Origin of the sequence: Methanobrevibacter sp. YE315, from assembly GCF_001548675.1 — an archaeon.
In the GTDB taxonomy this organism is placed as follows: Archaea; Methanobacteriota; Methanobacteria; order Methanobacteriales; family Methanobacteriaceae; genus Methanocatella.
This window is the reverse complement of record NZ_CP010834.1, coordinates 500001-523314: the sequence shown is the minus strand read 5'-3', so window position 1 is coordinate 523314 and position 23314 is coordinate 500001. Positions and strand designations below refer to the sequence as shown.

Below are 23314 nucleotides of genomic sequence, written 5' to 3'. Positions count from 1 at the left end.
ATTAAAGATTGTTGTAAGCATTATTAGCAGCTTCTAACCTTTCTTTAGCGAAAAGGATTCTGCTATCTACATCATTAGATGGTTTTCCAGCATCTAACGCACTTTGAACGTTTTCAATAGCTGAATTTGCCCGTGTCAGTTCTAGTTTAGCATCATTGTAAACTTTAACTTCATCAGGGCCTCCGGCATAATAAGTAGATTTAATGCTATCAAACTTCACTGACAAATTGCTGTATTCTGCTTTTAACTCAGCAAGTTCATCATATTGTGTGCCGGATGATATTTCATCAGTGATTCCGGATGAAACCATGCTGTATCCTAAATAAGCTATAACAATGATTGTAGCAATAATCATTATAATTCCTACAACAGAAATCATCATAGAAGTGGATTTAAATAAACTTAGTCTAGATTTTCTCATATTATCCCTAATAATAAACTTGTTAAAGCTATTAGTATACATATATAAATTCTTAGTATATAATTTTTACTTATCATCTGACCAATACAATATTTTTTAAACTATGAAAAAAATAATATTAAGATAATGAATTCTACTACTAAATCACAAACATCAATTGCAAAATTTGAAGAATTTTTTGCAACATCATATAAGGATGATGTATTTAAAATACTTGAAAAATACCCGGATGAACGTTCACTTAACGTAGACTACCAATCATTAGAAATATTCGATCCGGACTTAGCAGATTTATTAATAGATAAACCTGAGGAAGTTATTGAAGCAGCCCAAATAGCTATCAAAAATATTGACCCGCTTGTAAAGGATGCGGACATCAATATTCGCTTTGAGAATCTTTCCAATATCATCCCATTAAAAACTCTATTAAGCAAATACATCGGCACATTTGTTGCAGCAGATGGAATCGTAAGAAAAACTGATGAAATAAGGCCCCGTATCGAAACTGGAGTTTTTGAATGTAGAGGGTGCATGAGGCTACACGAAGTCGAACAGACTTCAGCCAGCAGAATTATTGAACCTTCCTTATGTAGCGAATGCGGTGGACGATCATTCAGATTACTTCAAGAGGAGTCAAAATACATCGATACACAGACTGCAAGGATGCAAGAGCCTTTAGAAAATTTATCTGGAGGAACAGAACCTAAACAGATGTTGATGATTTTAGAAGATGATTTAGTAGACAAATTGAATCCTGGAGATAAAGTTAGAATTACAGGGACTTTAAAAACCTTCAGAGAGGAAAGAAGCGGCAAATTTAAAAATTACATTTATGTAAATCACATTGAACCATTAGAACAGGAATTCGAGGAACTGCAACTTTCCGAAGAAGATGAAGAAAAAATCCTTGAATTATCTAAAGACCCTCACATTTACGATAAGATTATAAAATCAACCGCCCCTTCAATTAAAGGTTATAGGAAAGTAAAAGAAGCTATTGCGCTTCAATTATTTGGAGGATCTTCAAAACAACTTGAAGACGACACAAAATTAAGAGGAGACATTCATATTCTGATTGTCGGGGACCCCGGTATTGGTAAGTCCCAAATTTTGAAATACGTTTCAAGATTGGCTCCAAGAAGTATCTATACAAGTGGTAAAGGTACTACCGGCGCAGGATTAACCGCCGCGGCTGTCAGAGACGAACTTGGAGGATGGTCTCTTGAAGCAGGTGCATTAGTTCTTGGGGACCAGGGTAACGTGTGTGTTGACGAACTGGATAAAATGAGGGCAGAAGACAGATCTGCACTTCACGAGGCATTAGAACAACAGACCGTAAGTATTGCAAAAGCAGGTATTATGGCAACTCTAAATTCAAGATGTTCTGTTCTTGCAGCTGCAAACCCTAAATTTGGAAGATTTGACAGCTACAAAGTGCTTGCCGAACAGATTGATTTGCCAGCTCCAATCATTTCTCGTTTTGATTTAATATTTGTTATTGAAGACAAGCCAAGCAGAGAAGGGGATTCAGAGTTAGCAGACCACATATTGGAAATACACAAAGAAAAATCTATCGATTATGAAATTGAGCCTGAATTGCTTAGAAAATACATTGCATATGCCCGTAAAACCGTCAATCCAAGACTGACCGATGAAGCCAACAAGGTATTGAAGGAATTCTATGTAAGCACCAGGAACAATAACCCTGAAGAACAGTCAGCAGTCCCTATTACTGCAAGACAACTTGAAGCAATCATTCGTTTAGCAGAAGCAAGTGCTAAAATCAAACTTAAAGATACTGTAGACAAAGAGGATGCTGAAAAGGCTGTTGAACTGCAGTTGGCATGTCTTAAAGAAGTTGGTGTCGACCCTGAAACCGGTGAAATGGATATTGACATCATTGATGGAAGACCAGCTAAATCCGATAGGGATAAAATACAAAGGGTTACTGAAGAGATTGCTCTTCTCGAAGAGGAATTCGCTGGAAGTGCACCTTTAGAAGCCATAATAACCAATATGAATGAAAAATATAATCTTAGTGAAGAAAAGGTTCGCAGCATTGTCCGCAACCTGCAACAAAAAGGAATAATCTACGAACCAAGTACAGGATACTATAGAAGATTATCTTCCTAAATATATCCCACTTTTTCATTTTTTATTATTTTTTTAAATAATAACAATACATTAATAAAGGATTAAAATAAAATTTAATATATTATACTTATACTAATTTTACGGAGAGATAATATGGATAAATATGAAGATTTATTAGAAAGAGCAATAGACCAGTTACCTCCTGAAGTATTTGAACACAAAAGATTCAAAATTCCTAAAGCTTATTCAGATATCCAAGGTAATAGAACATTCATTAAAAACTTCAAAGATGTTGCAGAAGGTTTAAACAGAGACCCTCAACATTTATTAAAATTCTTAATGAGAGAATTAGGTACTGCAGGAAATATTGAAGGTCAAAGAGCAATATTGCAAGGTAAATTTACCCATTACTTAATTAATGAAAGAATTGAAGATTATGTAGACAAATACGTAATCTGCCATGAATGTAACAGACCAGATACAAGAATCATCAGAGAAGGTAGAATATTCTTACTTAAATGTGCTGCATGCGGTGCAACAGCGCCTTTAAAATCATTATAATTTTACCTTTTTTTACTTATTTTTATTGATACTATGTTTTGTCCTGAGTGTGGAAGTACTGATAAAAAGATGGTTGGAAACATTTGCATAGACTGCTTTTTAAAAGATTTCCAGATGATTGAACTGCCTAAAAGAATTGAAGTTCAAATCTGCAGCCATTGCAACAGCAAACTCGAAGAGGGAAAATGGAGCGAAGAAAACATCCCTGAAGAAGAAATCATTTACAGAGCACTCGAAAGAAACATAAAAATAGCTGATGAAGTGACAAACGAAATCATCAACCTTGAAATCGACCAAATGAAGGGAACAATAGCTGAATGTTATGTTGAAGTAATCGGCGAAGTTGAAGGGACACAAATCGAAGAAACTCATGAAAGCGAAGTCAAAATCCTTAAAACAGTTTGTCCTACATGCAGCAAATTACAATCAGGTTATTATGAGTCCGTGATTCAATTTAGAGCAGATAAAAGAGAAATAAAAGCCGAAGAATATGCAAAAGCTGATGAAATTGTTGAAAAAACCCTAATAAAACAATCAAAAAGTGATAAACTGGCATATTGTCCCCAAATTGCCAAACTTAAGGAAGGATACGATTATTATATCGGATCTTTAAAAAGCGGCAGGAAAGTTGCGGAAGCCTTGAAAGAAAACTTTGGAGGAATCATCAAGGAATCTCCAAGACTCATTAGTGAAGACAAATCCACCGGCAAAGGACTTTACAGAATTTGGATTTCAGTTAGAATCCCCGAATTCGAAAAAGAGGACATCATCAAATATGAAGATAAACTAATTCAAGTGAAAGGCATTGATAAAAATAGGGTTGTTGGAGTGGATATTAAAACAAACAAACAGCATCACATCCCATTAAAAAATATGGGGGATATTGAACTTGTTAAAAAAGCAAACGAAATAGAAACAACAACAGTTATTTCGAAATCTCCACAAATAATTCAAATATTGGACCCTGTTGATTATTCTGCTGTTGATTTGGAAATGAAAGATGAATATTCCAGCTATAATGTTGGCGATGAAGTTAAGATTATACAAATTGATTATTACACATATTTACTAAACTAAGTGATAAAATGAATATTGAAGAGAAAATTCAATTAATCGAAGAAGGAACCCTTGAAGTTATAGACACCGAAGAATTGAAAGATGTTCTTGCAAAAGACGGACCTATAGCTTATACCGGTTATGAACCTTCTGGAAAAATCCATTTAGGACATGCTGTAACCGTGCAAAAATTAAAACAACTGCAGAAATTAGGTTTTAAAATTAAAATCCTATTAGCAGACTATCATGCATTTTTAAATGGAAAAGGAACTATTGAAGAAATTGCTGAAACTGCTGAATACAACAAAAGATGTTTCCAGGCTCTTGGCCTTGATGAAACAACCGAATATGTTTTGGGTTCATCATTCCAGTTAGAACCTGATTATACTGACAAAGTTTATCAATTAGCTACCATGACTACATTAAAAAGAGCCAGAAGAAGTATGGATCAAGTAAGTCGTGCAGATGACAATCCAAAAGTGGCCAGTGTACTTTATCCAATTATGCAGACTGTAGATATGGCTGCTTTAAATGTAGATGTTGCACTTGGAGGAATGGAACAAAGAAAAATTCAAATGTTGGCACGTGAAAATTTGGAAAAAATCGGCGAAAATGTTCCTGTCTGCATTCACACCCCATTGTTGCATGGTCTTGACGGTGATGCGAAAATGTCTTCAAGCAAAGGAAACTACATTGCAGTTGATGATTCAGTTGAAGTGATTACCAAAAAAATCAAGAAAAGTTTCTGTCCTCAAGGAGAAGTTGAAGGAAATCCTATGATTGAGATTGCAGAAACCTTTGTTTTCCCAAATCAAGATACTTTACTTATCAAAAGACCTGAAAAATTCGGTGGAGACATCGAACTTACTCATGATGAGTTAATTAAAGACTTTAGTGAAGGTAATTTACACCCAATGGATTTAAAAAATGGAATAAAAGATTTCTTAATTGAATTCTTTGCTCCGGTAAGAGAATACATGGAGGAAAATTAAATGGTTGAAGAAAAAGAAGAATTTGAAATGGGTTTACCAAACGGTGTTGGTGAACAAATGCTTGCCCATGCTTATGAAAAATTCGATGTGAAATTGGAACAAACCGAATGGGGGCCAAAACTAATCGGAGAATATGATGAGCTTGTAAAAGCAAGAGAATTTTTAGAAAATGCGATCCGTGAAAGATTAGAAGAATTAGAAGGAAAAAGATAATTTTCCTTTATTTTTTTATTATTGTATGCAATCAGGACATATTCCAAGATATGGTGCTACAGCCTTTTTAATATCTGAAGAAACCTTATTTACACCATTATTTGCATCGATAATCTCATGTGTGTAATTTTCAGCTATTTTTAAATAATTGGCCTTTACCCCAGTTAAAAATTTCTCATTTTCAAATGTATCTTTGCCTGAGGTTCTTCCTACGGATTTTTTAACATCCAAATCCAATAAAATCAACAGATCTGGTTTTTTAGCATACTTGTTTAAAACTTCAACCCATTCCCTAGGTTCCTGATATGCGAGAGATGAAATAAATGACCTGTCTGAAATAATTATTTTTGATTCATCTTCCAATTTATCCATAATCAGCATCCTATCCGCTGCAAAAAGAAGGGCTAAAATTCTTTGAACATCATCTGTTTGAGCATCTGGCCATTCTAATATTTTCCTAATCAGTTTTCCAACTTCCGAATCAGTTGGTTCCACTAATGTTTCAACTCTAAATCCGTTAGCTTCTAACCATTCCTTTAACATTCTAATCTGAGTTGATTTTCCAGCACCGTCGATTCCTTCAAATACTATATACATGAATTTTTATTTGAATGAAATTTTATTTAAATATAGTGTAATGGACAAATTAATATTTATTTACTGCTAAAAAATTGTTATTATCCGAAAATATTTACTTAAACTCAATAAAAATGAAAACAAAACATTTATATACTATTCAAACATAAATAACGAACATAAGATTTGTAAGGTAAACATATCCCATATAACATCGTCCTGATGAGGGGCGAGTAAATCGTTGTATGGGTTCTTCAATCTTTAAATGCTTCTTTTATTATCTTATTTTTTATTAATTTAATGAAATCAAAATCATTATGTTCAATACTTTGAAAATATGACCATGCAATTAAATCAGCAATTTGTAATTCTTTATTATGCAAAGAAGACAGATGACTTACTTCAATTGGGTAATTTTCATAGTTATTCAGATTATATTTAAATTGAGAATTGAATCTGAATATATCTTTTTTCTTTGATTTGGATTTATCAATGACAATGGAAGTTGGAGAATTAATAGGAATGATTTTTGCTAATTCAAAAGCAATCAAATCATATAACTCATTATTATCTTTAAATTTTAGTTTATTTTTATTTTTTTTATTAAAACAAATTATATAAACCTCATAATCAATGTTTTTTAATTTTTTAAAAATATTTTTAATAATATTATTTGGAGTTGTAGTCCCCTTAATTTCATTAGATTTAGAAATTTGTTTTCTGAAAATCCTATTTGTTTTGTTAATAACTCTTCTGAATTTAATAGGTTCTTTTGTTACTACAGAGGCCATGATAAAATATTTAGAATGTTTTCCCAAATCTCCACTTTCATCAATAAAAATATAATTTATCAATTGTATATCTTTAAAATCATTATTTAAAAAGCTTTATGTCTCTATACATCAAATAAAGTAAAAATTGCTCCAATAATAAAAAATTGATGTGATTATAATTAAAAAATAATTTAAAAAAGATAATTAATCATTTTTAAATAATACAAAAAACATAAAATTAAATGAATAAATCAGTCAAGGTGTAAAAATAATATGGTTTTAGAAGAATTATTGGCTCCGGCAGGCTCATATGATGTATTGGTTATTGCTGTTAATGCTGGTGCTGATGCAGTCTATATTGCTGGGCAAAATTATGGTGCAAGAGCATATGCCAAAAACTTCACAATGGAAGAAATAAAAAAAGCGGTTAACTATGCTCATCTAAATGGCGCTAAGGTCCATGTGACCGTCAATACACTAATCAATAATTTCGAAATTGTTGACGTTTTAAAATACTTATTTGAATTATATAAAATAGGCGTGGATGCAGTCATCGTACAGGATTTCGGATTGATCTGGCTTTTGAAGACCTTCATTCCAGACTTGGAAGTTCATGCATCAACACAGATGGGATTGAACAATTATTCCTCAATCAAATGGGCTTCAAAAAACAATATAAAACGAATAGTGCTTCCAAGGGAAGTCAATATCCGCCAAATAAGAGAAACCTACGAGCAACTTAAAAAAGACAACATCGACATGGACATTGAAGTATTCGGTCATGGCGCATTATGCTACTGCGTCAGTGGAAAATGCTACATGTCATCATACAATAGCGGAAGAAGCGGAAATAGGGGAGCTTGTGCACAACCTTGCCGAAGGGAATACCGTCTAAAATACAGAGGATACAATATAGGAAACGGATACCTTCTTTCAACCCATGACCTTGCAACATACAATCATTTAACTGAAATTTCAGATGCTGGAGTGAAATCTCTTAAACTTGAAGGCAGAATGAAATCAGGAGACTATATCGGAACTATCGTGAACAGTTACAGAAATCTGATTGATGGAAATGAAGGCGATTATAAAAAAGAGCTCCACCTTGTCTTTAACAGGCAATTCACCGACGGATACATGATGGGTGACAAACCTGGTGAGGTAATGGGAAGGGGCCATTCAGGCCATGAAGGACTGTACATCGGAGACATAACCAACATAGAGGATACAAAAGTTACAATTGAAATTAAAAACAAGGAGATTCCTGTTATTTTAGAACCTGGAGACGGAATTGCATTCAAATACAACGGCAAAATCAAAGGAATCTATCTGGAAAACATCATCAAACAGGATGAAAATGAAATCATCATAGACACTACTCGCCTTGTTAAAGTTGGAACCGAAGTATTCATCAGCTATTCCAAATCCACTCACGATTATCTCAAACAATTTGAAAAAGAAACAATTAAAAACAATGTTGGAATCAATTTATCTCTAACATGGGATGAAAACCTGAACCTGTTTACAAAAGTCGAATATCATGTTGATGGAGAATTAGTTAATTTCAGACATAAAACTCTGGATAAATTCGAAAAAGCTAAAAATAAACCTGTAACTGAGGAAATTATTGAAAAGCAGCTTAAAAAGACCGGAGGAACACCATTCTACATTGACAATATCCGTTTCAACAATATGCCTAATGATATTTTCATACCGATTGGTGAGATTAACCAAATTAGGCGCGAAATCCTTGATACTGCAACGGACTTGTTATTAAAGCATTACACACCAACCAAAAAAGCTGTTAAAGCCGTTCGCAAGGATTTGACCAAATTTTTCGAAGATTATGAAAATAATGAAGGAAAAATCAAGAAAAAGACTCCTAAACTATCAATATTCATTGATGACATTTCTCAAATCAAGTCAGCTTCAGGTTTTGACTTGAAACGTATATACTTTGATGGTAACTGCCATTATAACAACCCTGATGATTATTTTGAAAACATCAAAGAGACCTTGAAGAAAGGTAGCTTAATGGCCGCCCCAACAGAGTTTGTTTGGGTCTTATCATCATTTATCTCTGAAGAGGATGCTCTTAAATGCAATGAAATAATTAAAGAGCTTGAAAACGAAGGGATTATCATCTCAGTAATGGGGGATTTCCCCGGAATGGCAGAAATATTCGATTGTTCAATTTATGGAAATCATAATCTGAATGTTTGGAACAGTTTTTGCGTGCGTGATTTGAATGCATCCGGATTTAAGTCATTGATAGTATCCTCTGAACTTTCAGGAGCCGAAATAAAAGAATTGGTCAAAAGAAACCACGACCGGAACATAGATTTGGAAATGATTGTTAATGGAAACTTGGAAGTTATTGTAAGTAAAGATGATTTCACCAACTTGAATGATGGAAAGGACTTCATCATTTCAAACGATGCGGATTATGCCATTCTAGAAGATAAAAAAAGGAAGAAATTCAAATATAAAATATTTTTCGACTACAATCGGCAAAGCCACATTATCAATAAGGATTGCTTATGCCTAATTGAAGAAATGAATGAAATTAAGGAATTGGGGCTTGATTCACTAATTCTTGATTGCAGATATTCTAATGAGCAATATACAACACAAATCTTATCCATTTATAATGAAAGCCTTAAAAATAAAGATCAAGATGAACTAACCAAATATAAATACCAAATTATGGATTTCTCACAATCCTATGTCAACAAAGGTAATTATATTGAAGGTAGATTGCACGAGGACAAATAATGAGAATTCCTGAATTGCTTGCACCTGTTGGGTCAATGGATTATTTAAAAGTTGCAATAAATGCAGGTGCCAGTTCTGTTTACTTATCCGGTAAAGACTATGGTGCGCGCAAGTTCGCTGAAAACTTCACATTAGATGAAATAAACGATGCAGTAAACATTGCCCACATGCATAATGTCAAGGTTTACGTTACTGTAAACACATTAATAAAAGAAGATGAGCTTGAAGACGTGATTAATTATCTCTCAAGCCTATATGCAATAGGAGTGGATGCGGTCTTAGTGCAGGATTTGGGATTGGTTGAGCTAATCAACAGACATCTGCCCAATTTGAAAATCCATGCATCAACCCAAATGACAATCGAAAACCAAAAGAAACTTGACTATATAGAAAGCAAAGGAATAAAAAGAGTCGTACTTCCTCGTGAAATGAAAAAAGAAGAAATCAAAGCCTTAAAAACTAACATGGAGCTTGAAATATTTGCACATGGAGCATTATGTTACTCTTATTCCGGACAATGCCTGATGAGCAGTTTTAAGGGTGGAAGAAGCGGAAACAGAGGGACATGTGCACAACCATGCCGCCAAAAATACAAAATTGAAGGCATTGATAAAGAAGACTATTACCTATCCCCATGTGATTTAAGCTTATTTAACCAATTAAAAGAAATATCCGAACTAAATGTTAGCTGCATTAAAATTGAAGGAAGAATGCGAAGCAAAGAATATTTGGCCATTGTAATAAGCAACTATCGCAAAGCATTGAATAAATTAAAAAGCGGGAAAGAAACCAAAAGCGAGGAAATCAATCTTGTTTTTAACAGAGGCCTGTGCGAAGGGAAATTTAACGATTCTGTGAAAAGAAGCCTGCGAGCCGGACACATCGGATTGAAAATCGGCCATGTTATTGAATCAAGGAAAAATCAAATCGCGATTAGATTGAATGATTCAGTTGAAAATATCCCCGAAAAAGGAGATGGGCTTTTAATTGTAAAAAACAATAAGGACTACGGTTTTGAAATTTCACAAAATCCCCTTATTACAACTTTAAATCACTACAAAAAAGGTAAAAACAAACCCGTTAAAGACTTGACACGTGAAAATAAAGTTTTGATTGTTAAAAAAGTATGGCAAAACAAAAAAAGCACTTTTAATTTAAATGAATCTGATGTCTACTTAACAAAAAGAAACAAAATAAGTAAAAAAGTTAAGGAAATTGAAAATAAAGGAAACAGTTTCGTTAAATCCAAATTGATACTCACATTTTCTTTAAAAAATAAGTTCCCCCTATTGAAAGGAAGATTGACTCTTGCCAGCAAAAAGGAATTTGAATGTGAAGTTAGGGGAAATGCCCCATTTGAAAAGCCTATCAAAAAAAGTGTTGATGCTGAAACAATTAAAAATCAACTTCAGAAAATCGGCAATTACCCATATGAAATCATTCAAATTAATATAAACTACGATGGAACCTTGTTCATCCCAATTAGCAAAATCAATGAACTTAGAAGAAATTTATTTGAAAGGTTGGAAGCGGAAGTTATCAACTCATATAAACACGAAAATAAAAGAATTGAGCTGGAAACTGAATCAAATGAAAAAACTGAAAATGAGTGTGGATTATCATTTTATACAAATAATCTAAATCATTTAAAGCATCTTGAAAATGTAAAAAGGGTTTATCTGGAAATTCCAAGCGAAAATGATTCTTTAGTATTGGCCAATGGAAAATACAACCTTAACTATATGATTAACTTCATTAAAGATGCCTGCGAAATATCATACGAAAAAGATTATGAATTGATTTGGAAATGGCCAGATATTGCTCATGACAATTTCATTAAAGCATTGAATAAAGTAAGAGGAATTTTAAATAAAATGAACTGTAAGCTCCCAATCATGAGTGCTAATTTCAATGGAGAATATAGTCCATATTCAATGAATATTACCAATAATGAAACAATAAACAGCCTTAAATGCTACAAAATTTTAACATTATCCCCCGAATTAACTAGAAAAGATTATGAAAACATCATCAAAAACTGCAGATATCCCGAAAAGGTTGAAATATTAGTTCAAGGATCTGTCGAACTTATGAAAACCAGATATCCGATATTATATGGAAATGAAAATAAGATGGATTATGAAAATTATTTAATTGACAGGAAAAACAGGAGATATCCAATCCATAAAAGCATTTCCGGAGAGGAATTGATTATATTTAACGATGAGGAACTTTGCTTAATCAATGAAATAACTCATCTAAAAAACATTGGTTTTTCTAATTTTGCAATAGATGGAAGATATAAGGATGATGAGCACTATAGAATGATTGATATCTATAATTCCGCCCTTAACGGAACTGTGAATGAAAAGGAATTGAAAAGATACAGTTCAAAAAATACAACAGCCAACTATTAAACATTACTTTTCAAATGCTCTCGGCAATGTTGAATATATATTAAAAAAAATATTATATGTACAAAAGGGTTTGGTAAAAATGCAAAGGGAAAAAATTACATTGCAAAACATTAAGGGAATTGGAGATAAGATTTCTGAAAAAATAATCAGCAGCGTTGGTGGTGAGGAAGAACTCCAAAAAATCGTTGATGATGTGGATGTTGAAAGAATAGCGAATATCGAAGGCATAAGCCAGAGAAAAGCCATTGAAATCATGAATCAACTATTAAACAATCCAAAATACGAGTTTATAAAAAGCGACAGGGCAATGGAGATTTATGAAGACATCATTAACAAAATATTATCCTATTCCAACACTTCTTATTCAAAAAATAGGATCCTGCTGCTTTCACCTTCAAAGGATATTGAAAAAATCAACTCACAACTTGATTTTGTAATGAATGCAAAGGAACACGTTTCACAACTTCCAATTATAAAATTAAGAGGGTTGATGAAAAACTTAAAAGAGGTTGAAGAAGCAAAACCTGAATACGACCCGAGCAAAGCTATTTTAGTTGAAAGTGATGAGGATGCTTCTTATTTAATGGATTTAGGATTAAACCAATATTATCCAATCATTACAGCAAGCGATTCACCATTACTTCAAGAAGAAATAATGAATTATGATTTAGTATTTTACGTATACTCCCAGGGAATACTTGATTTTGAAGGAATGCCAAACCTGGTGATGATTAATATTGAAGAAAATGACTATGAGATAGTTCCGGAAAAAATAATCGACTTTTTTATACAAAACAAAGAGTTATTTTCAAGGGTTCATGAGATTCAAAAGATTAGAAATAAAGAAAGTGTCCTTGGAGACATAATCCCCATCATTAATGAGTTAAATATCATTGATAAAAGGGAAGTGGATATTGAAAAACTTGTTTATTCTCTTAAAGATGATATGGATAATGAATTAGAAAAATCAATCAAACAAGTCGACCTTGAAGGAGATGAAATTCTTAACTTATTAAATAACAATTTCCCGCCAAAAATTAGCAAAATATTTGATGAAATTATCAATAAAAGGAAAGAAATAATCCGTGAAAAAACTGGGTTAAGCTTTGACCCATTTTTAAGAACATACCCTATCCAAATCGATGATTCAGAAATCGAAAGAATAACCCTTGAACAGTCATCTAAAAAAGAAAATGACATATTTGATATTAAAAAGAGTGCTGCAATAGAATTGAATTCAATCAAGCAAAAGGCAATTGATGAAGTCAAAGATACAATCAAATTTGATTATGAATTTAGTTTAGGAAGTTTTGCATATGAATACGGGTTATGCAGACCTGAATTCAGTGATGAAATCAAACTAAATGGAGCACTGCATTTAGAACTTGCACTTAAAAAAGACAAAGATTACATTCAAAAAGTTGATTACCAACTGACCAAAAACGAAAACGTTGCACTATTAACAGGAGCAAACAGCGGAGGGAAAACAACACTCCTTGAAACACTAACCCAGATATCAATTATGGCACAGATGGGGCTTCCAGTAAGTGCAGACAGTGCAAAAATAAAACTGTTAGATGAAATTTACCACTTCTCTAAAAAAAGGTCTTTAGATGCAGGAGCATTTGAATCCTTCTTAAATGTGTTCATACCAATCGTCACCACAAACAGCGAAAAATTAGTGCTTTTGGACGAACTTGAAGGAATAACCGAACTTGATGCTGCAGTCAAAATCATATCCACATTCATAGATATGATTAAAGAATCCAATTCCTACGGAGTAATCGTTACACATATGGCAAGGGAACTGATGAACTACACAGATATTCGAGTAGATGGAATAGAAGCTAAAGGATTGGATGAAAATTACAATTTGATTGTTGATAGAACACCAAAAATGAATTTCCTTGCAAAAAGTACTCCTGAATTAATTTTAAAAAGAATTTATGAAAAATCAGATGATGACTTAAAAGTAGTATATGCAAGAATCCTGGAAAAATTCTAAAATATATATGTTACAATTTACAATCTTTAATTAATGAAAGTTATTAGCAACAGTAGAAATGAAAACATTAAAAGAATAAATGAAATCTACAAAGTTCTTAAGGATAATGATTTTGGATATTTGATTGAGGAAAATACCTTTTTCAAAAAATTTCCTTTTCTAAGAAACCGTAGAACTAAAAAAGATGAAACATTTCTAGATGAAACCGCCCCAATCAGAATACGAAAAGTATTGGAACAATTAGGCCCAGCATATATTAAATTAGGTCAAATGTTGAGTACCAGGCCAGATTTAGTGGGAATAGAAATTGCTAATGAACTTCAAAAATTAAGGGACAATACTCCAGTAACCCCTTTTAATGAAATGAAAGAATTGATTGAAGAAGAACTTGGCACACCACTAGACGAGATATTCACAAACATTGATGAAACACCACTTGGATCAGCATCAATAGGCCAAGTATATAAAGCCGAATTAAAGAGTACTGGACAAGAAGTGGCAATTAAAGTTCAAAAACCAAATTCACGTGAAATTATAGAATCCGATGTCAAAATAATGAAATTTTTAGCGGAAAGAATTGACAAATACATATCCGCCACTAGAACTTACAACCTGCCCGCAATAATTAGCGAATTTGAAAGATCCATCTTTAAAGAACTTAACTATTTGGAAGAAATGATGAACTTGCAAAATCTTTCATACAACTTCAGAAGCATCAGTTATATAAAAATACCTGATGTATATCTTGATTATTGCTCCGAAAAAGTCATCACAATGGAATTGATAAAAGGTGTGGTAGTAACAGATTTAATTAAACGAGATTATCCTAACATCGACAAGAAGAAAATAGCGAGTTATGGTGTTAAATCCTATTTCAAACAGATAATGATTGATGGTTTTTTCCATGCAGACCCCCATCCTGGAAATTTAATTGTTACAGAAGACCGCAAATTATGTTATATTGATGTTGGAATGATGGGAATTCTAAATGAAGATTTTAAAGAGGATTTAGCGGAATTAATTTTATTATTGATAAGCGGCAACACAAACAATATCATTAATCAACTGATTTATATGGACATCATCAGCCCATCACAGAACACTCCTGAATTGAGGGCAGATGTGGATGATTTAATGAACTTATATTATGGAGCCGAATTAAGGAACATGGATGGTGCAATAGAAGATTTGTTAAATGCTATGATAAAAAACAACATAATTCTTCCAAAGGAATTTGTAATGATAGGTCGTGGAATAACACTTATCGAAGACACTGGTAGAAAACTAGATCCAAACTTCAATGCCGCCACCGAATTGAAAGAATTATCCCGCCAAATAATCACAAATAAATACAAACCAAAAAGATTAAGTAAGGTTGGTATGAACTATTTATTGCAAGTAGAACACCTGGCAAAGGATCTGCCCGATACCCTTAGAAATACAGCCTCCAAACTAGAAGAGGGAGATTTCGAAGTAAAATTAAAGCATGAGGAAATAAGCCAGTTAACAAATCAATTATCAGTAGCACTAATCATATCATCATTGATTATCGGATCCTCATTAGCCATTATGGGTGGTGCAGGTCCTAAATTATTTGGAATATCCGCGATCGGATTAATTGGTTTTGTTTTTAGTGCAGTATTAGGTATTTTCTTAATTATAGAATATATGATAGAAAGAGATGACATTAAATAGATGGCAAATAGTCGATTTTAAAAAAATAGATACTAAAATAGCCTATTGCTAATTAGTGAAACTGTATTTTTGTAAAAAAAAATAAAAAAAAGGAAGAATATTATTCTATAATAACATTCTCAGTATACTTATTAGTATTTCCATTTGGATCATCATTTGATGTAAATTCAACTGAAATTTGATGTTGACCAATGAAATCGGCAACTCCAAATATTGGGGTTGACAAATCACCTGTGGTAATTTCATTAAATACTAATTTACCGTCAACATAAACCAATAGATGTCCATTTGTGAAATCAGAATCAAATAGCTTGTTAATACCCTCCAGTTTCAGAGTATCTCCTTCACTCACTACTTTATTATCTCTAACCCTTTTGACAACATGCTGAGCTAGTTGTACATCCGCAGGTTGAGAAACAGACTGATATGACTCGCTGGTTACAACTTCAGGAACATCATTTACTTCAGGATTAACAGTATCATTGGTTTCATTAGTTGCGTTATCTCCGCCCATCAATTTCTTAAAGATGTCGAGAATGTCATCTAGGCTCATATTAGAGTAGTTAGTACCAGTTCTGTTCATACCAGTGAAATTCATACCAGAGAAGTTCATTCCAGTACCTGTGCCGTTAAAGTTAAAAGTCGGTTTTGTGCTTCCATTACCGCTACTAGTGCCAGTACCAGTACCAGTGCTTGAATTATCCGAACTGGAACTAGTTTCCTCCTTATTTTGACTATCGTCTGCTTGAGTATCGTCTGCCTGATTATCATCTACTTGAGCATCACCGGATACTTCATCTACTGAATCAGATGATTGTAGTGCGACATCACTTGAATCATCAGTAAAGTTTGTTGCACTGAAAGCATTCATAGATAAACATAAAATAATTAACAATACTACAGCATATTTTATCTTATCATTTGCCATTATTTTTGCCTCCTTTATACTTTTAAATATTTAAATAAGATGAAATTTATCTTTAATTATTGATATCTCCATCATAGAGCTAATTTCTAATATAGGTTATAACTAAATAAGCTCCAAGAATTGCACTGAATACAAATCCTATAAATCCAATTGCAGAAATATCCCAAACTTTTGGACCTTTATCAGCCAATATTGCAATGGATGAACCTACAAGCAATGCGGCTACAATTATGGATATGGATAACTGATTTTTCAAATCATCCAAACCTGTGTGGTTCATATTTAATTCCAATTCACCTTTTTCGACTTTATCAAGAGTACTGTTGAGTCTGTCAGGCAAATCTTTTAATAAATGTTCAATTTCTACAATATAGTTAAATCCACCACCCACAAGGTTTCCTGGTTCGAATTTTGATTTAATCATTTTTTTAGCGAATACTTCAAGTTCACCAGTAAGATTGAAGTGTGGATCCAATTTGTCACCAGCTTCCTCAATGAGAATCATTCCTCTTCCAATCATTACAAATTCCCTTGGAAGAACAATATTATGGTTAATCATTACATTCATCAAATCATCGAATATACCATCCATTTGATCAAGGTCTACACCGATGTATGAATTCAACAAGTCATCGACATCTTCTCTGAATTCTTCAGTGTTTTGTTCTGGAGAGATAATGTTCATGTAAAGCAATTGATTAATTAAATGATGTGAATTTCCATCTAACAAAAGCAATATCAATTGTGCGAAGTTTGATCTGAAAGTATCATTTACAACACCCATCATTCCGAAGTCAATGTAACAAAGTCTGTTATCACGAGTTACAAATAGATTTCCTGGGTGTGGGTCTGCATGGAAAAATCCGTCAATCAATACTTGTTTTAAATATGATTGACATCCAAACTGAGCGATTTCTGCATTATTGATGCCTTCAATTTCATTGTCATATAAATCAGTTACTTCATATCCGTCAATAAGTTCCATATTTATGACTTTAGAACTACAGAGCTCAGGATAAACTTCAGGGATTTTAATATATTCGACATCTTTAAAGTTATTAGTGATTTTAGTAATATTCTTAACTTCTTCCATATAGTTAAGTTCCTTAAAGATGGATCTTTCAAATTCTTTAGCCATTGCAGGCAAGTTATACATTCTTGAACCTGAAACGTGTTTATCAACTGTTCCGGCTAATTTATTTAATATTTTTACATCCGGCACAATAACATCATAAATGCCCGGTTTTTGAACTTTAACTGCAACTTCCATACCGGTTTCTTTTAATGTTGCTTTATAAACTTGACCGATTGAAGCAGAACCGAGAGGTTCTTCATTGAATTCAGAATAGATTTCTTCCAATGGTTGTCCAAGTTCTCCTTCGATAACCTGTTTCATTTCATCAAAAGGGGTTACCGGAGTATTGTCCCTAAGCATTTTCAAGTCATCTGCAATTTCATTACCAACCATATCCGGCCTGGTAGCCAATAGTTGACCTAACTTAATGAATGCAGGACCTAACTCTTCCATTGCATATCTTAAATCTGAAACTTCGAAATCTTCGTCATCTTCATTGTCTTTTAATAGTTTTGCTAAGTGATGCTTTTTTGCAACACCCATAATTTCATCAAAACGTTTTCTTGAAACTTTTTTATCCTCTTTTGCCATTTAATCACTCCGATTTTCTAAAAAAATGTTTTGGGACCATATCTCAAAACACCAGAATATTTAATGGACTACAAATCTAAACTTGTTTTCACCATATCGATAATTCTTTTATACAGTTTCGATTTTTTTCTCTAATTACAGAGAAGTTTCCTCAACAGTAGATAATTCCATGATTTTTTATGAAACTTTTAATTTTTGTTCATTTGAAACCATGATTAACATGTGATTTTCCATTGAGTGCAATACATGTAATAATTATAAATTTAAAATATATAAATGTAACATATACGTTTTTTTTGAAAGAAAAATTAAATTATTAAACAATGTTTAATATATTATAATATAAATAAAAAATTCACATTATAATACAATAATTTTATCAATTTTAACATTTGCCTAACTGCTATTTATGAAACACACATATAGGATTAATTTAAAAAAACTAAAACGACAGCACAAAAAATATCATGAAAAATGTACAACGTATAAAAAAGATATTAATTAACTAAACTAATTTATCTGCTCTAAAAATGAAGTTTAGTTTCAAGCCAAAAATTTACTCTTATCATAATTCAATTTTAGAAAATTATCAATTTTTATTGCCCCTATATTATACGAAATTATTTATTGCTTTTAGTTAACACATTCTTTAATTCCAGTATATCTGAATAATTCCAGTATTTTTTGAAATGGAAATATTAAAAAAAATGTATATAAATAAAATAACAAATTATTAATAGGATTCGCTGATGAGAAAATTTATTATACGGATAGTGCAGGAAATATTCAAATGAAAATTTTAATAAAATATTTGCTTAAAAAATATTGGAAAATACTGACATTGATTGTCATATTCATGTTCATTTATACGTACTGTCAAATTGAGATTATCTGCGACCTGCCCCTACTGATGTTTGTTATTAAGGGATATAATATAGAACTGCTGGATATACTTGAAACGGGTGTGTTGACCGTATTTAATACCGCAATACTGCTGGTCATATCTTCAGTGATGGTTTCATATCTTTCAGTGGAATTCATATCCAATTTCGGCTATGATATCCGTGAAAAGCTCTTTGACATATATACAAGTATGGATTCCATGGATGAATTTGACAGAATCGCTTTTTCAGGTTTGATGACCCGGACAGTAAGAGGGGTTTCATCATTCCAGGCGGCACTGATGATATTCATTAAGAAAGTCTTGTTCGTTTTGCTTTTGACAATCAGCATAATTATCAATTTATATGATATAAATCCCATGATATCGTTAGTTTTCGCATTATTCGCACTGATTTTTTTAAGCATTTTTATTTATAAACTAATAGGATTAGCCAACAGTTATTTCAAGGTCAAGGCAATACTTGGTAAAATCAACAGGAGATTCAGAGATAAAATCGCCGGTGCAAACTTATTTAAGCAATACAATAAAGAAAAATTGGGTGAAAATGGATTTAAAAGCGTTACTGATGAGTCATACAATAAAGGCTACCGTTTTCAGTACCGACTGAACATTTTCCTGATGATTATAGTCGTGATGGATATCATATTAATCCTTATTATATCCTATTTTGTCGCCAACTACGGGCTGTCCGGCATGAAAATTATAGACATAATCCTCATTCTATTGGTTATAAGCTACTTTATAAGAAGCCTGAACGGATTGATTTCATTTACAAACAGTTTTCACATGACATATACTGGTGCAACCCGTATTGAAGATGTTTTAATTTTAGAAAAAAGCGAAAACGAGGAAATTGAGGAAATAAGTGATTTTAAAGATATTAGATTGAATGACATAACTCTCGTTTACGATGAAAGACATATTCTTTCAAACATATCCCTGGAGATCAAAAAGGGTTCACATACATTGATTACAGGTGCTGCCGGCAGCGGTAAAAGCAGCCTGATGAATTTGCTTATGGGATTTTACCGGGAATTTGAAGGGGAAATCCTAATAGACAATAATGCCGTATCCCCTAAAAGCTTAAGAAGATTGATCTCCTATGCTCCAGACGATCCCAACTTTTTAAAGGACAGCGTGCTGGAAAATATTCGGCTGGGTGATGAAAGCATAAGTCCAGGTGATGTAATTGAAGCCTGCAGGATTTCATTGTTTGATAGGGATTTGGATTTTGAAGTTTATGAAAGCGGGAAAAATCTGAATAGTGACTTAAAGCAGAAACTGTCCATTGCAAGAAGCATTGCCCATGAAAGAGAAATCTATGTTTTTGACAATTCGTTTTCCGCCATCAGGTCAGATGATAAGGAAATCATAATCAGAAATATCCTAAATAGACTTGATAACAAAACCGTAATATTCATCGATAATGACACTAAAAGCTATCCTCAAATTGACAAGGTCATAGAATTAAATGGCGGTGAGATTAATGGTTTATAAATATTCCACAAGGGAACTGACCTTCAAGCTGATTAATCTTCTTAAGGATTATAAATATCAGATAATGGCTGCCATTATTATGATGGTGATATCCGTTATTTTATCAGTTTATGCTCCAAAACTTGTTGGAAGATTGATAAATTCATTAATGCAGTATGCGTTTAATTTAAACGAGTTTCCAGTGAAAACTTCTTACGATGAAATTATACTTATAGTGATGCTGTTTGCCGTAAGCCATCTGATTAGAATACCTGCCAACAGAATAATGTTTAAAACAAGTGAACGGGCAATTCGGAAATTGAGAAATCAGTTATATGCAAAATTAAGCTATATTGACATTGATGAGACAGAATTTGATGGCAACATACTGGCTAGAATCAACAATGATGTTGTCAACCTCAAGATATTTATAAGCAACACAATAATTCTTTTCCTCTCAGATGTTACAATAATAATATTTGTCCTTTGGATGAGCAGCAATATGGATTTGAAATTATCAGGAATACTTTTTGCACTGGTTGCGATTTATCCTCTTGTGATATACCCATTTCACAAAAAAACAAGAAACTACTATAAAATACATCAAAATGACTTGGGCAATATAATGGGTTTCATTGGAGATTTCCTGAAAAATCGTATGATGATTGAATCATTCAGCAGTGAGGAGTATTCCCGAAAAAGGTTAAGGGAATATAATATCAAGCAAAAGGACAGTTATAAAAAGTCCAGATTTTATACTGAGATAATGTATCCGGTCAACTCATTTATAACAATTAATCTGCAGCTATTTCTATATATTTATGGAGGATTTTTAGTATATGCCGGAATCATAGACATGGGGACATTCACAACCTTTGTTTTATACTATCAGTTAATGAAAAAACCAATAATATCAATTGGAAATACATTGAATGGCATAAGAACAGCATATGCATGTTTGGATAGAATCTATGAAATTTTGGATATGCCTGAAAAGAGAAAAAAAGAATTTCCGGAAGTTGGCGGCATTAGTGAAATCGAATTTGAAAACATTTCCTATGGTGAGATAGAAGATTTCAATCTAAAAATCATGCCTGGTGAACATGTCTCTCTTACAGGAGACAGTAGGAACAATTTAATTAAGATATTTTTAGGCCTTCTTGAAGCTGAAAACGGAAGCATCAAAGTGAATGATTTGGATTTAATTCAATATGATATAAATTCAAACAAAAATCTTATTGGAGTTTCAACAGAGGAAAATTACGTGTTTGATGGAACTGTTATGGAAAATATCGTTTGTGAGGATGAATTCAGCTCCGAAGATGTAATAGGAGTCTGTGAATTAATTGGATTGCACAGTTTAATTGAAAAATTCCCTGACCGGTATGAGACTAAAATATCTTATGACTCAAATAATTTAAGCACCCATGAAAGAAGACTGATATGTCTTGCAAGAGCGTTGATACATAATCCTGAACTGTTGATTATTGATTACAATAATGATATGGGAGTTGATTTACTTATAAAAATTATTGAGGGCAGAACAGCAATTGTATTGGCTCCGGATGATTATGTAGCCAATATGTTGGATATGAAGGCATTGTCAATAGATTAGATTTTTCATATTTTGCCGGGTAAAGACCAATGAATCAAAGGTGATTTTTCGCATGTTTGTCGAAATACTCTCCCACCACATATATAAGTATTTTCGCATACAAGTACTTATTTGCACTTTATTTAATCATTTAATCAATTAAAAATGCTTTTAAGAAGAATTCCAATGCATACGTAACTTATTTTAAATCGCGATTATAATTGGGAGGTCTGAGATAAAATGGCTTTAATCACTAATCTGTGATATTTCAAAAACAGTATACAACCATTAACTGCGGTACATACAACCCTCTTATTAAAGTATTGATTATAATAATGTCCATAATGGCACTAAACAAATATAGCAAAATAAGTTTAATTATATTAATGAACAGATATCAATATTGAAAATGTAATTATTATCGGTGATGAAATGGCTATGGATTTGACAGATATTGGAATTGAGGAAGGGCAGAAATATGAAGGGATTTACACTACCATGAGCAGGGATGGCGTGAAAAATGCTGCGCCAATAGGAATTGTATGCAAAGGCAAAGACAAACTTGGATGCAGATTATTTGTCGGTACCAAAACCCTGAAAAACATTATGGAAACACGCAAATATGTTGTAAATATTACTTTTGATCCTATAAATTTTGTAAATTCAACCATCGGAAACCTAGATATTGAAGAGTTTACGGATGATGATGACATTGCAATATTGAAAAATGCAGAGGCATATATCATTTGTGATGTCACAGACATTAGAAAAATGGATCCGATTAAAGACCATGTAACATCAAATGGAGAAGCGTATATCATAAGCAGCGATGTTGTAGAAATCGTCAAAAACAATCCATGTGCAAAGGCTTTAAACCGAGGAGTATTCGCGCTTCTGGAATGCCTTACAAACTATACCCGACTTGACCTTGTAAGTAAGCAGCAGCAGGATTATTTCATCGGAAGGTTTAATGAAAACAATCGTATGATTAAGAGGGTTTCCGGACCGGATACAATAAAAGCCATGGAGATTCTTAAAAACAGCATGATAGAAAAAGGTTTTGATGTTAAATAGAACATGATTTTCCCTTTGATTTTAGTTGAGCACATTGGCAGGTGCTGAAGCCAAAATTAGTCATAAATAGTTTATTTTAATAGAAATAAGGCTT

18 protein-coding genes (1 of these 18 running past the window's edge) are annotated in these 23314 nt (G+C 32.6%); 12 read left to right on the top strand and 6 right to left on the bottom strand.

Annotated features, from left to right (window positions below; genetic code table 11):
- Position 1 precedes the first annotated feature (1 nt).
- The gene (locus TL18_RS02280; protein WP_067040765.1) at positions 2 to 421 is read right to left on the bottom strand and encodes a hypothetical protein; all 420 of its coding nucleotides are present in this window, start codon (positions 419 to 421) and stop codon (positions 2 to 4) included.
- A gap of 126 nt (positions 422 to 547) precedes the next feature.
- Between TL18_RS02280 and mcm the strand changes: the two genes are divergently transcribed.
- The 5 genes from mcm (at position 548) to TL18_RS02255 (ending at position 5337) form a co-directional block, all read left to right on the top strand.
- Positions 548 to 2554, top strand: a complete 2007-nt coding sequence (gene mcm / locus TL18_RS02275; RefSeq protein ID WP_067040762.1) for a minichromosome maintenance protein MCM — start codon at positions 548 to 550, stop codon at positions 2552 to 2554.
- A gap of 114 nt (positions 2555 to 2668) precedes the next feature.
- On the top strand, positions 2669 to 3076 hold the full coding sequence (locus TL18_RS02270) for a translation initiation factor IF-2 subunit beta (RefSeq protein WP_067040760.1): 408 nt from the start codon (positions 2669 to 2671) through the stop codon (positions 3074 to 3076).
- A 33-nt stretch (positions 3077 to 3109) separates the two neighbouring features.
- Positions 3110 to 4153 carry a 60S ribosomal export protein NMD3 gene (locus TL18_RS02265; protein WP_067040756.1) on the top strand — a complete coding sequence of 348 codons (1044 nt, stop codon included), beginning with the start codon at positions 3110 to 3112 and terminating at the stop codon, positions 4151 to 4153.
- 8 nt (positions 4154 to 4161) lie between these two features.
- The gene (locus TL18_RS02260) at positions 4162 to 5124 is read left to right on the top strand and encodes a tyrosine--tRNA ligase (protein ID WP_067040753.1); all 963 of its coding nucleotides are present in this window, start codon (positions 4162 to 4164) and stop codon (positions 5122 to 5124) included.
- Positions 5125 to 5337, top strand: a complete 213-nt coding sequence (locus tag TL18_RS02255; protein ID WP_067040750.1) for a hypothetical protein — start codon at positions 5125 to 5127, stop codon at positions 5335 to 5337.
- An 18-nt stretch (positions 5338 to 5355) separates the two neighbouring features.
- Here the strand turns inward: TL18_RS02255 and tmk are convergent, their stop codons facing one another.
- Positions 5356 to 5934: a dTMP kinase gene (gene tmk, locus TL18_RS02250; protein ID WP_067040748.1), complete on the bottom strand. Its 579-nt coding sequence runs from the start codon at positions 5932 to 5934 to the stop codon at positions 5356 to 5358.
- A 233-nt stretch (positions 5935 to 6167) separates the two neighbouring features.
- On the bottom strand, positions 6168 to 6767 hold the full coding sequence (locus tag TL18_RS02245) for a DUF3800 domain-containing protein (RefSeq protein WP_067040746.1): 600 nt from the start codon (positions 6765 to 6767) through the stop codon (positions 6168 to 6170).
- Between the two features lie 192 nt (positions 6768 to 6959).
- Between TL18_RS02245 and TL18_RS02240 the strand changes: the two genes are divergently transcribed.
- The 4 genes from TL18_RS02240 (at position 6960) to TL18_RS02225 (ending at position 15578) form a co-directional block, all read left to right on the top strand.
- Positions 6960 to 9461, top strand: coding sequence for a U32 family peptidase (locus tag TL18_RS02240; RefSeq protein WP_067040738.1), 2502 nt, complete (start codon positions 6960 to 6962; stop codon positions 9459 to 9461).
- Entirely contained in the window at positions 9461 to 11878 is a 2418-nt protein-coding gene (locus TL18_RS02235) for a U32 family peptidase (RefSeq protein WP_082706318.1), read from the top strand. The genes TL18_RS02240 and TL18_RS02235 overlap by 1 nt, the downstream gene beginning before the upstream one ends.
- 79 nt (positions 11879 to 11957) lie before the next feature.
- The gene (locus TL18_RS02230) at positions 11958 to 13883 is read left to right on the top strand and encodes a DNA mismatch repair protein MutS (protein WP_067040735.1); all 1926 of its coding nucleotides are present in this window, start codon (positions 11958 to 11960) and stop codon (positions 13881 to 13883) included.
- A gap of 33 nt (positions 13884 to 13916) precedes the next feature.
- Positions 13917 to 15578 carry an AarF/ABC1/UbiB kinase family protein gene (locus tag TL18_RS02225; protein WP_067040731.1) on the top strand — a complete coding sequence of 554 codons (1662 nt, stop codon included), beginning with the start codon at positions 13917 to 13919 and terminating at the stop codon, positions 15576 to 15578.
- A 100-nt stretch (positions 15579 to 15678) separates the two neighbouring features.
- Here TL18_RS02225 and TL18_RS02220 read toward each other — a convergent pair whose 3' ends face one another.
- Together TL18_RS02220 and TL18_RS02215 are read right to left on the bottom strand one after the other, a co-directional pair.
- Positions 15679 to 16506: a hypothetical protein gene (locus tag TL18_RS02220; protein ID WP_067040728.1), complete on the bottom strand. Its 828-nt coding sequence runs from the start codon at positions 16504 to 16506 to the stop codon at positions 15679 to 15681.
- 79 nt (positions 16507 to 16585) lie between these two features.
- Positions 16586 to 18172: an AarF/ABC1/UbiB kinase family protein gene (locus TL18_RS02215; RefSeq protein WP_067040725.1), complete on the bottom strand. Its 1587-nt coding sequence runs from the start codon at positions 18170 to 18172 to the stop codon at positions 16586 to 16588.
- Between the two features lie 790 nt (positions 18173 to 18962).
- Between TL18_RS02215 and TL18_RS02210 the strand changes: the two genes are divergently transcribed.
- The 3 genes from TL18_RS02210 (at position 18963) to TL18_RS02200 (ending at position 23220) form a co-directional block, all read left to right on the top strand.
- A complete protein-coding gene (locus tag TL18_RS02210) occupies positions 18963 to 20573 on the top strand; it encodes an ABC transporter ATP-binding protein (protein ID WP_082706317.1) in 1611 nt (536 codons plus the stop codon).
- Positions 20563 to 22167 carry an ABC transporter ATP-binding protein gene (locus tag TL18_RS02205; RefSeq protein WP_067040719.1) on the top strand — a complete coding sequence of 535 codons (1605 nt, stop codon included), beginning with the start codon at positions 20563 to 20565 and terminating at the stop codon, positions 22165 to 22167. Before TL18_RS02210 ends, TL18_RS02205 begins: the two co-directional genes overlap by 11 nt.
- A 411-nt stretch (positions 22168 to 22578) precedes the next feature.
- The gene (locus tag TL18_RS02200; protein WP_067040716.1) at positions 22579 to 23220 is read left to right on the top strand and encodes a DUF447 domain-containing protein; all 642 of its coding nucleotides are present in this window, start codon (positions 22579 to 22581) and stop codon (positions 23218 to 23220) included.
- A gap of 92 nt (positions 23221 to 23312) precedes the next feature.
- Here the strand turns inward: TL18_RS02200 and TL18_RS10925 are convergent, their stop codons facing one another.
- A protein-coding gene (locus TL18_RS10925; protein ID WP_156064517.1) for a hypothetical protein crosses the window boundary here: on the bottom strand, positions 23313 to 23314 show a 2-nt sliver of it. 148 nt of this gene lie beyond the right edge of the window; a 2-nt sliver of its 150-nt coding sequence is all that appears in the window; its start codon lies beyond the right edge, outside the window; only part of the stop codon is in view: it crosses the right edge, with 2 bases visible at positions 23313 to 23314.

Coding starts and splice junctions, on each gene's coding strand:
- TL18_RS02235 (WP_082706318.1), top strand. CDS start 9,461: ATGAGAATTCCTGAATTGCTTGCACCTGTTGGGTCAATGGATTATTTA.
- mcm (WP_067040762.1), top strand. CDS start 548: ATGAATTCTACTACTAAATCACAAACATCAATTGCAAAATTTGAAGAA.
- TL18_RS02205 (WP_067040719.1), top strand. CDS start 20,563: ATGGTTTATAAATATTCCACAAGGGAACTGACCTTCAAGCTGATTAAT.
- TL18_RS02265 (WP_067040756.1), top strand. CDS start 3,110: ATGTTTTGTCCTGAGTGTGGAAGTACTGATAAAAAGATGGTTGGAAAC.
- TL18_RS02260 (WP_067040753.1), top strand. CDS start 4,162: ATGAATATTGAAGAGAAAATTCAATTAATCGAAGAAGGAACCCTTGAA.
- TL18_RS02255 (WP_067040750.1), top strand. CDS start 5,125: ATGGTTGAAGAAAAAGAAGAATTTGAAATGGGTTTACCAAACGGTGTT.
- TL18_RS02225 (WP_067040731.1), top strand. CDS start 13,917: ATGAAAGTTATTAGCAACAGTAGAAATGAAAACATTAAAAGAATAAAT.
- TL18_RS02200 (WP_067040716.1), top strand. CDS start 22,579: ATGGCTATGGATTTGACAGATATTGGAATTGAGGAAGGGCAGAAATAT.
- TL18_RS02220 (WP_067040728.1), bottom strand. CDS start 16,506: ATGGCAAATGATAAGATAAAATATGCTGTAGTATTGTTAATTATTTTA.
- TL18_RS02210 (WP_082706317.1), top strand. CDS start 18,963: ATGAAAATTTTAATAAAATATTTGCTTAAAAAATATTGGAAAATACTG.
- TL18_RS02270 (WP_067040760.1), top strand. CDS start 2,669: ATGGATAAATATGAAGATTTATTAGAAAGAGCAATAGACCAGTTACCT.
- TL18_RS02240 (WP_067040738.1), top strand. CDS start 6,960: ATGGTTTTAGAAGAATTATTGGCTCCGGCAGGCTCATATGATGTATTG.
- TL18_RS02230 (WP_067040735.1), top strand. CDS start 11,958: ATGCAAAGGGAAAAAATTACATTGCAAAACATTAAGGGAATTGGAGAT.
- TL18_RS02280 (WP_067040765.1), bottom strand. CDS start 421: ATGAGAAAATCTAGACTAAGTTTATTTAAATCCACTTCTATGATGATT.
- tmk (WP_067040748.1), bottom strand. CDS start 5,934: ATGTATATAGTATTTGAAGGAATCGACGGTGCTGGAAAATCAACTCAG.
- TL18_RS02215 (WP_067040725.1), bottom strand. CDS start 18,172: ATGGCAAAAGAGGATAAAAAAGTTTCAAGAAAACGTTTTGATGAAATT.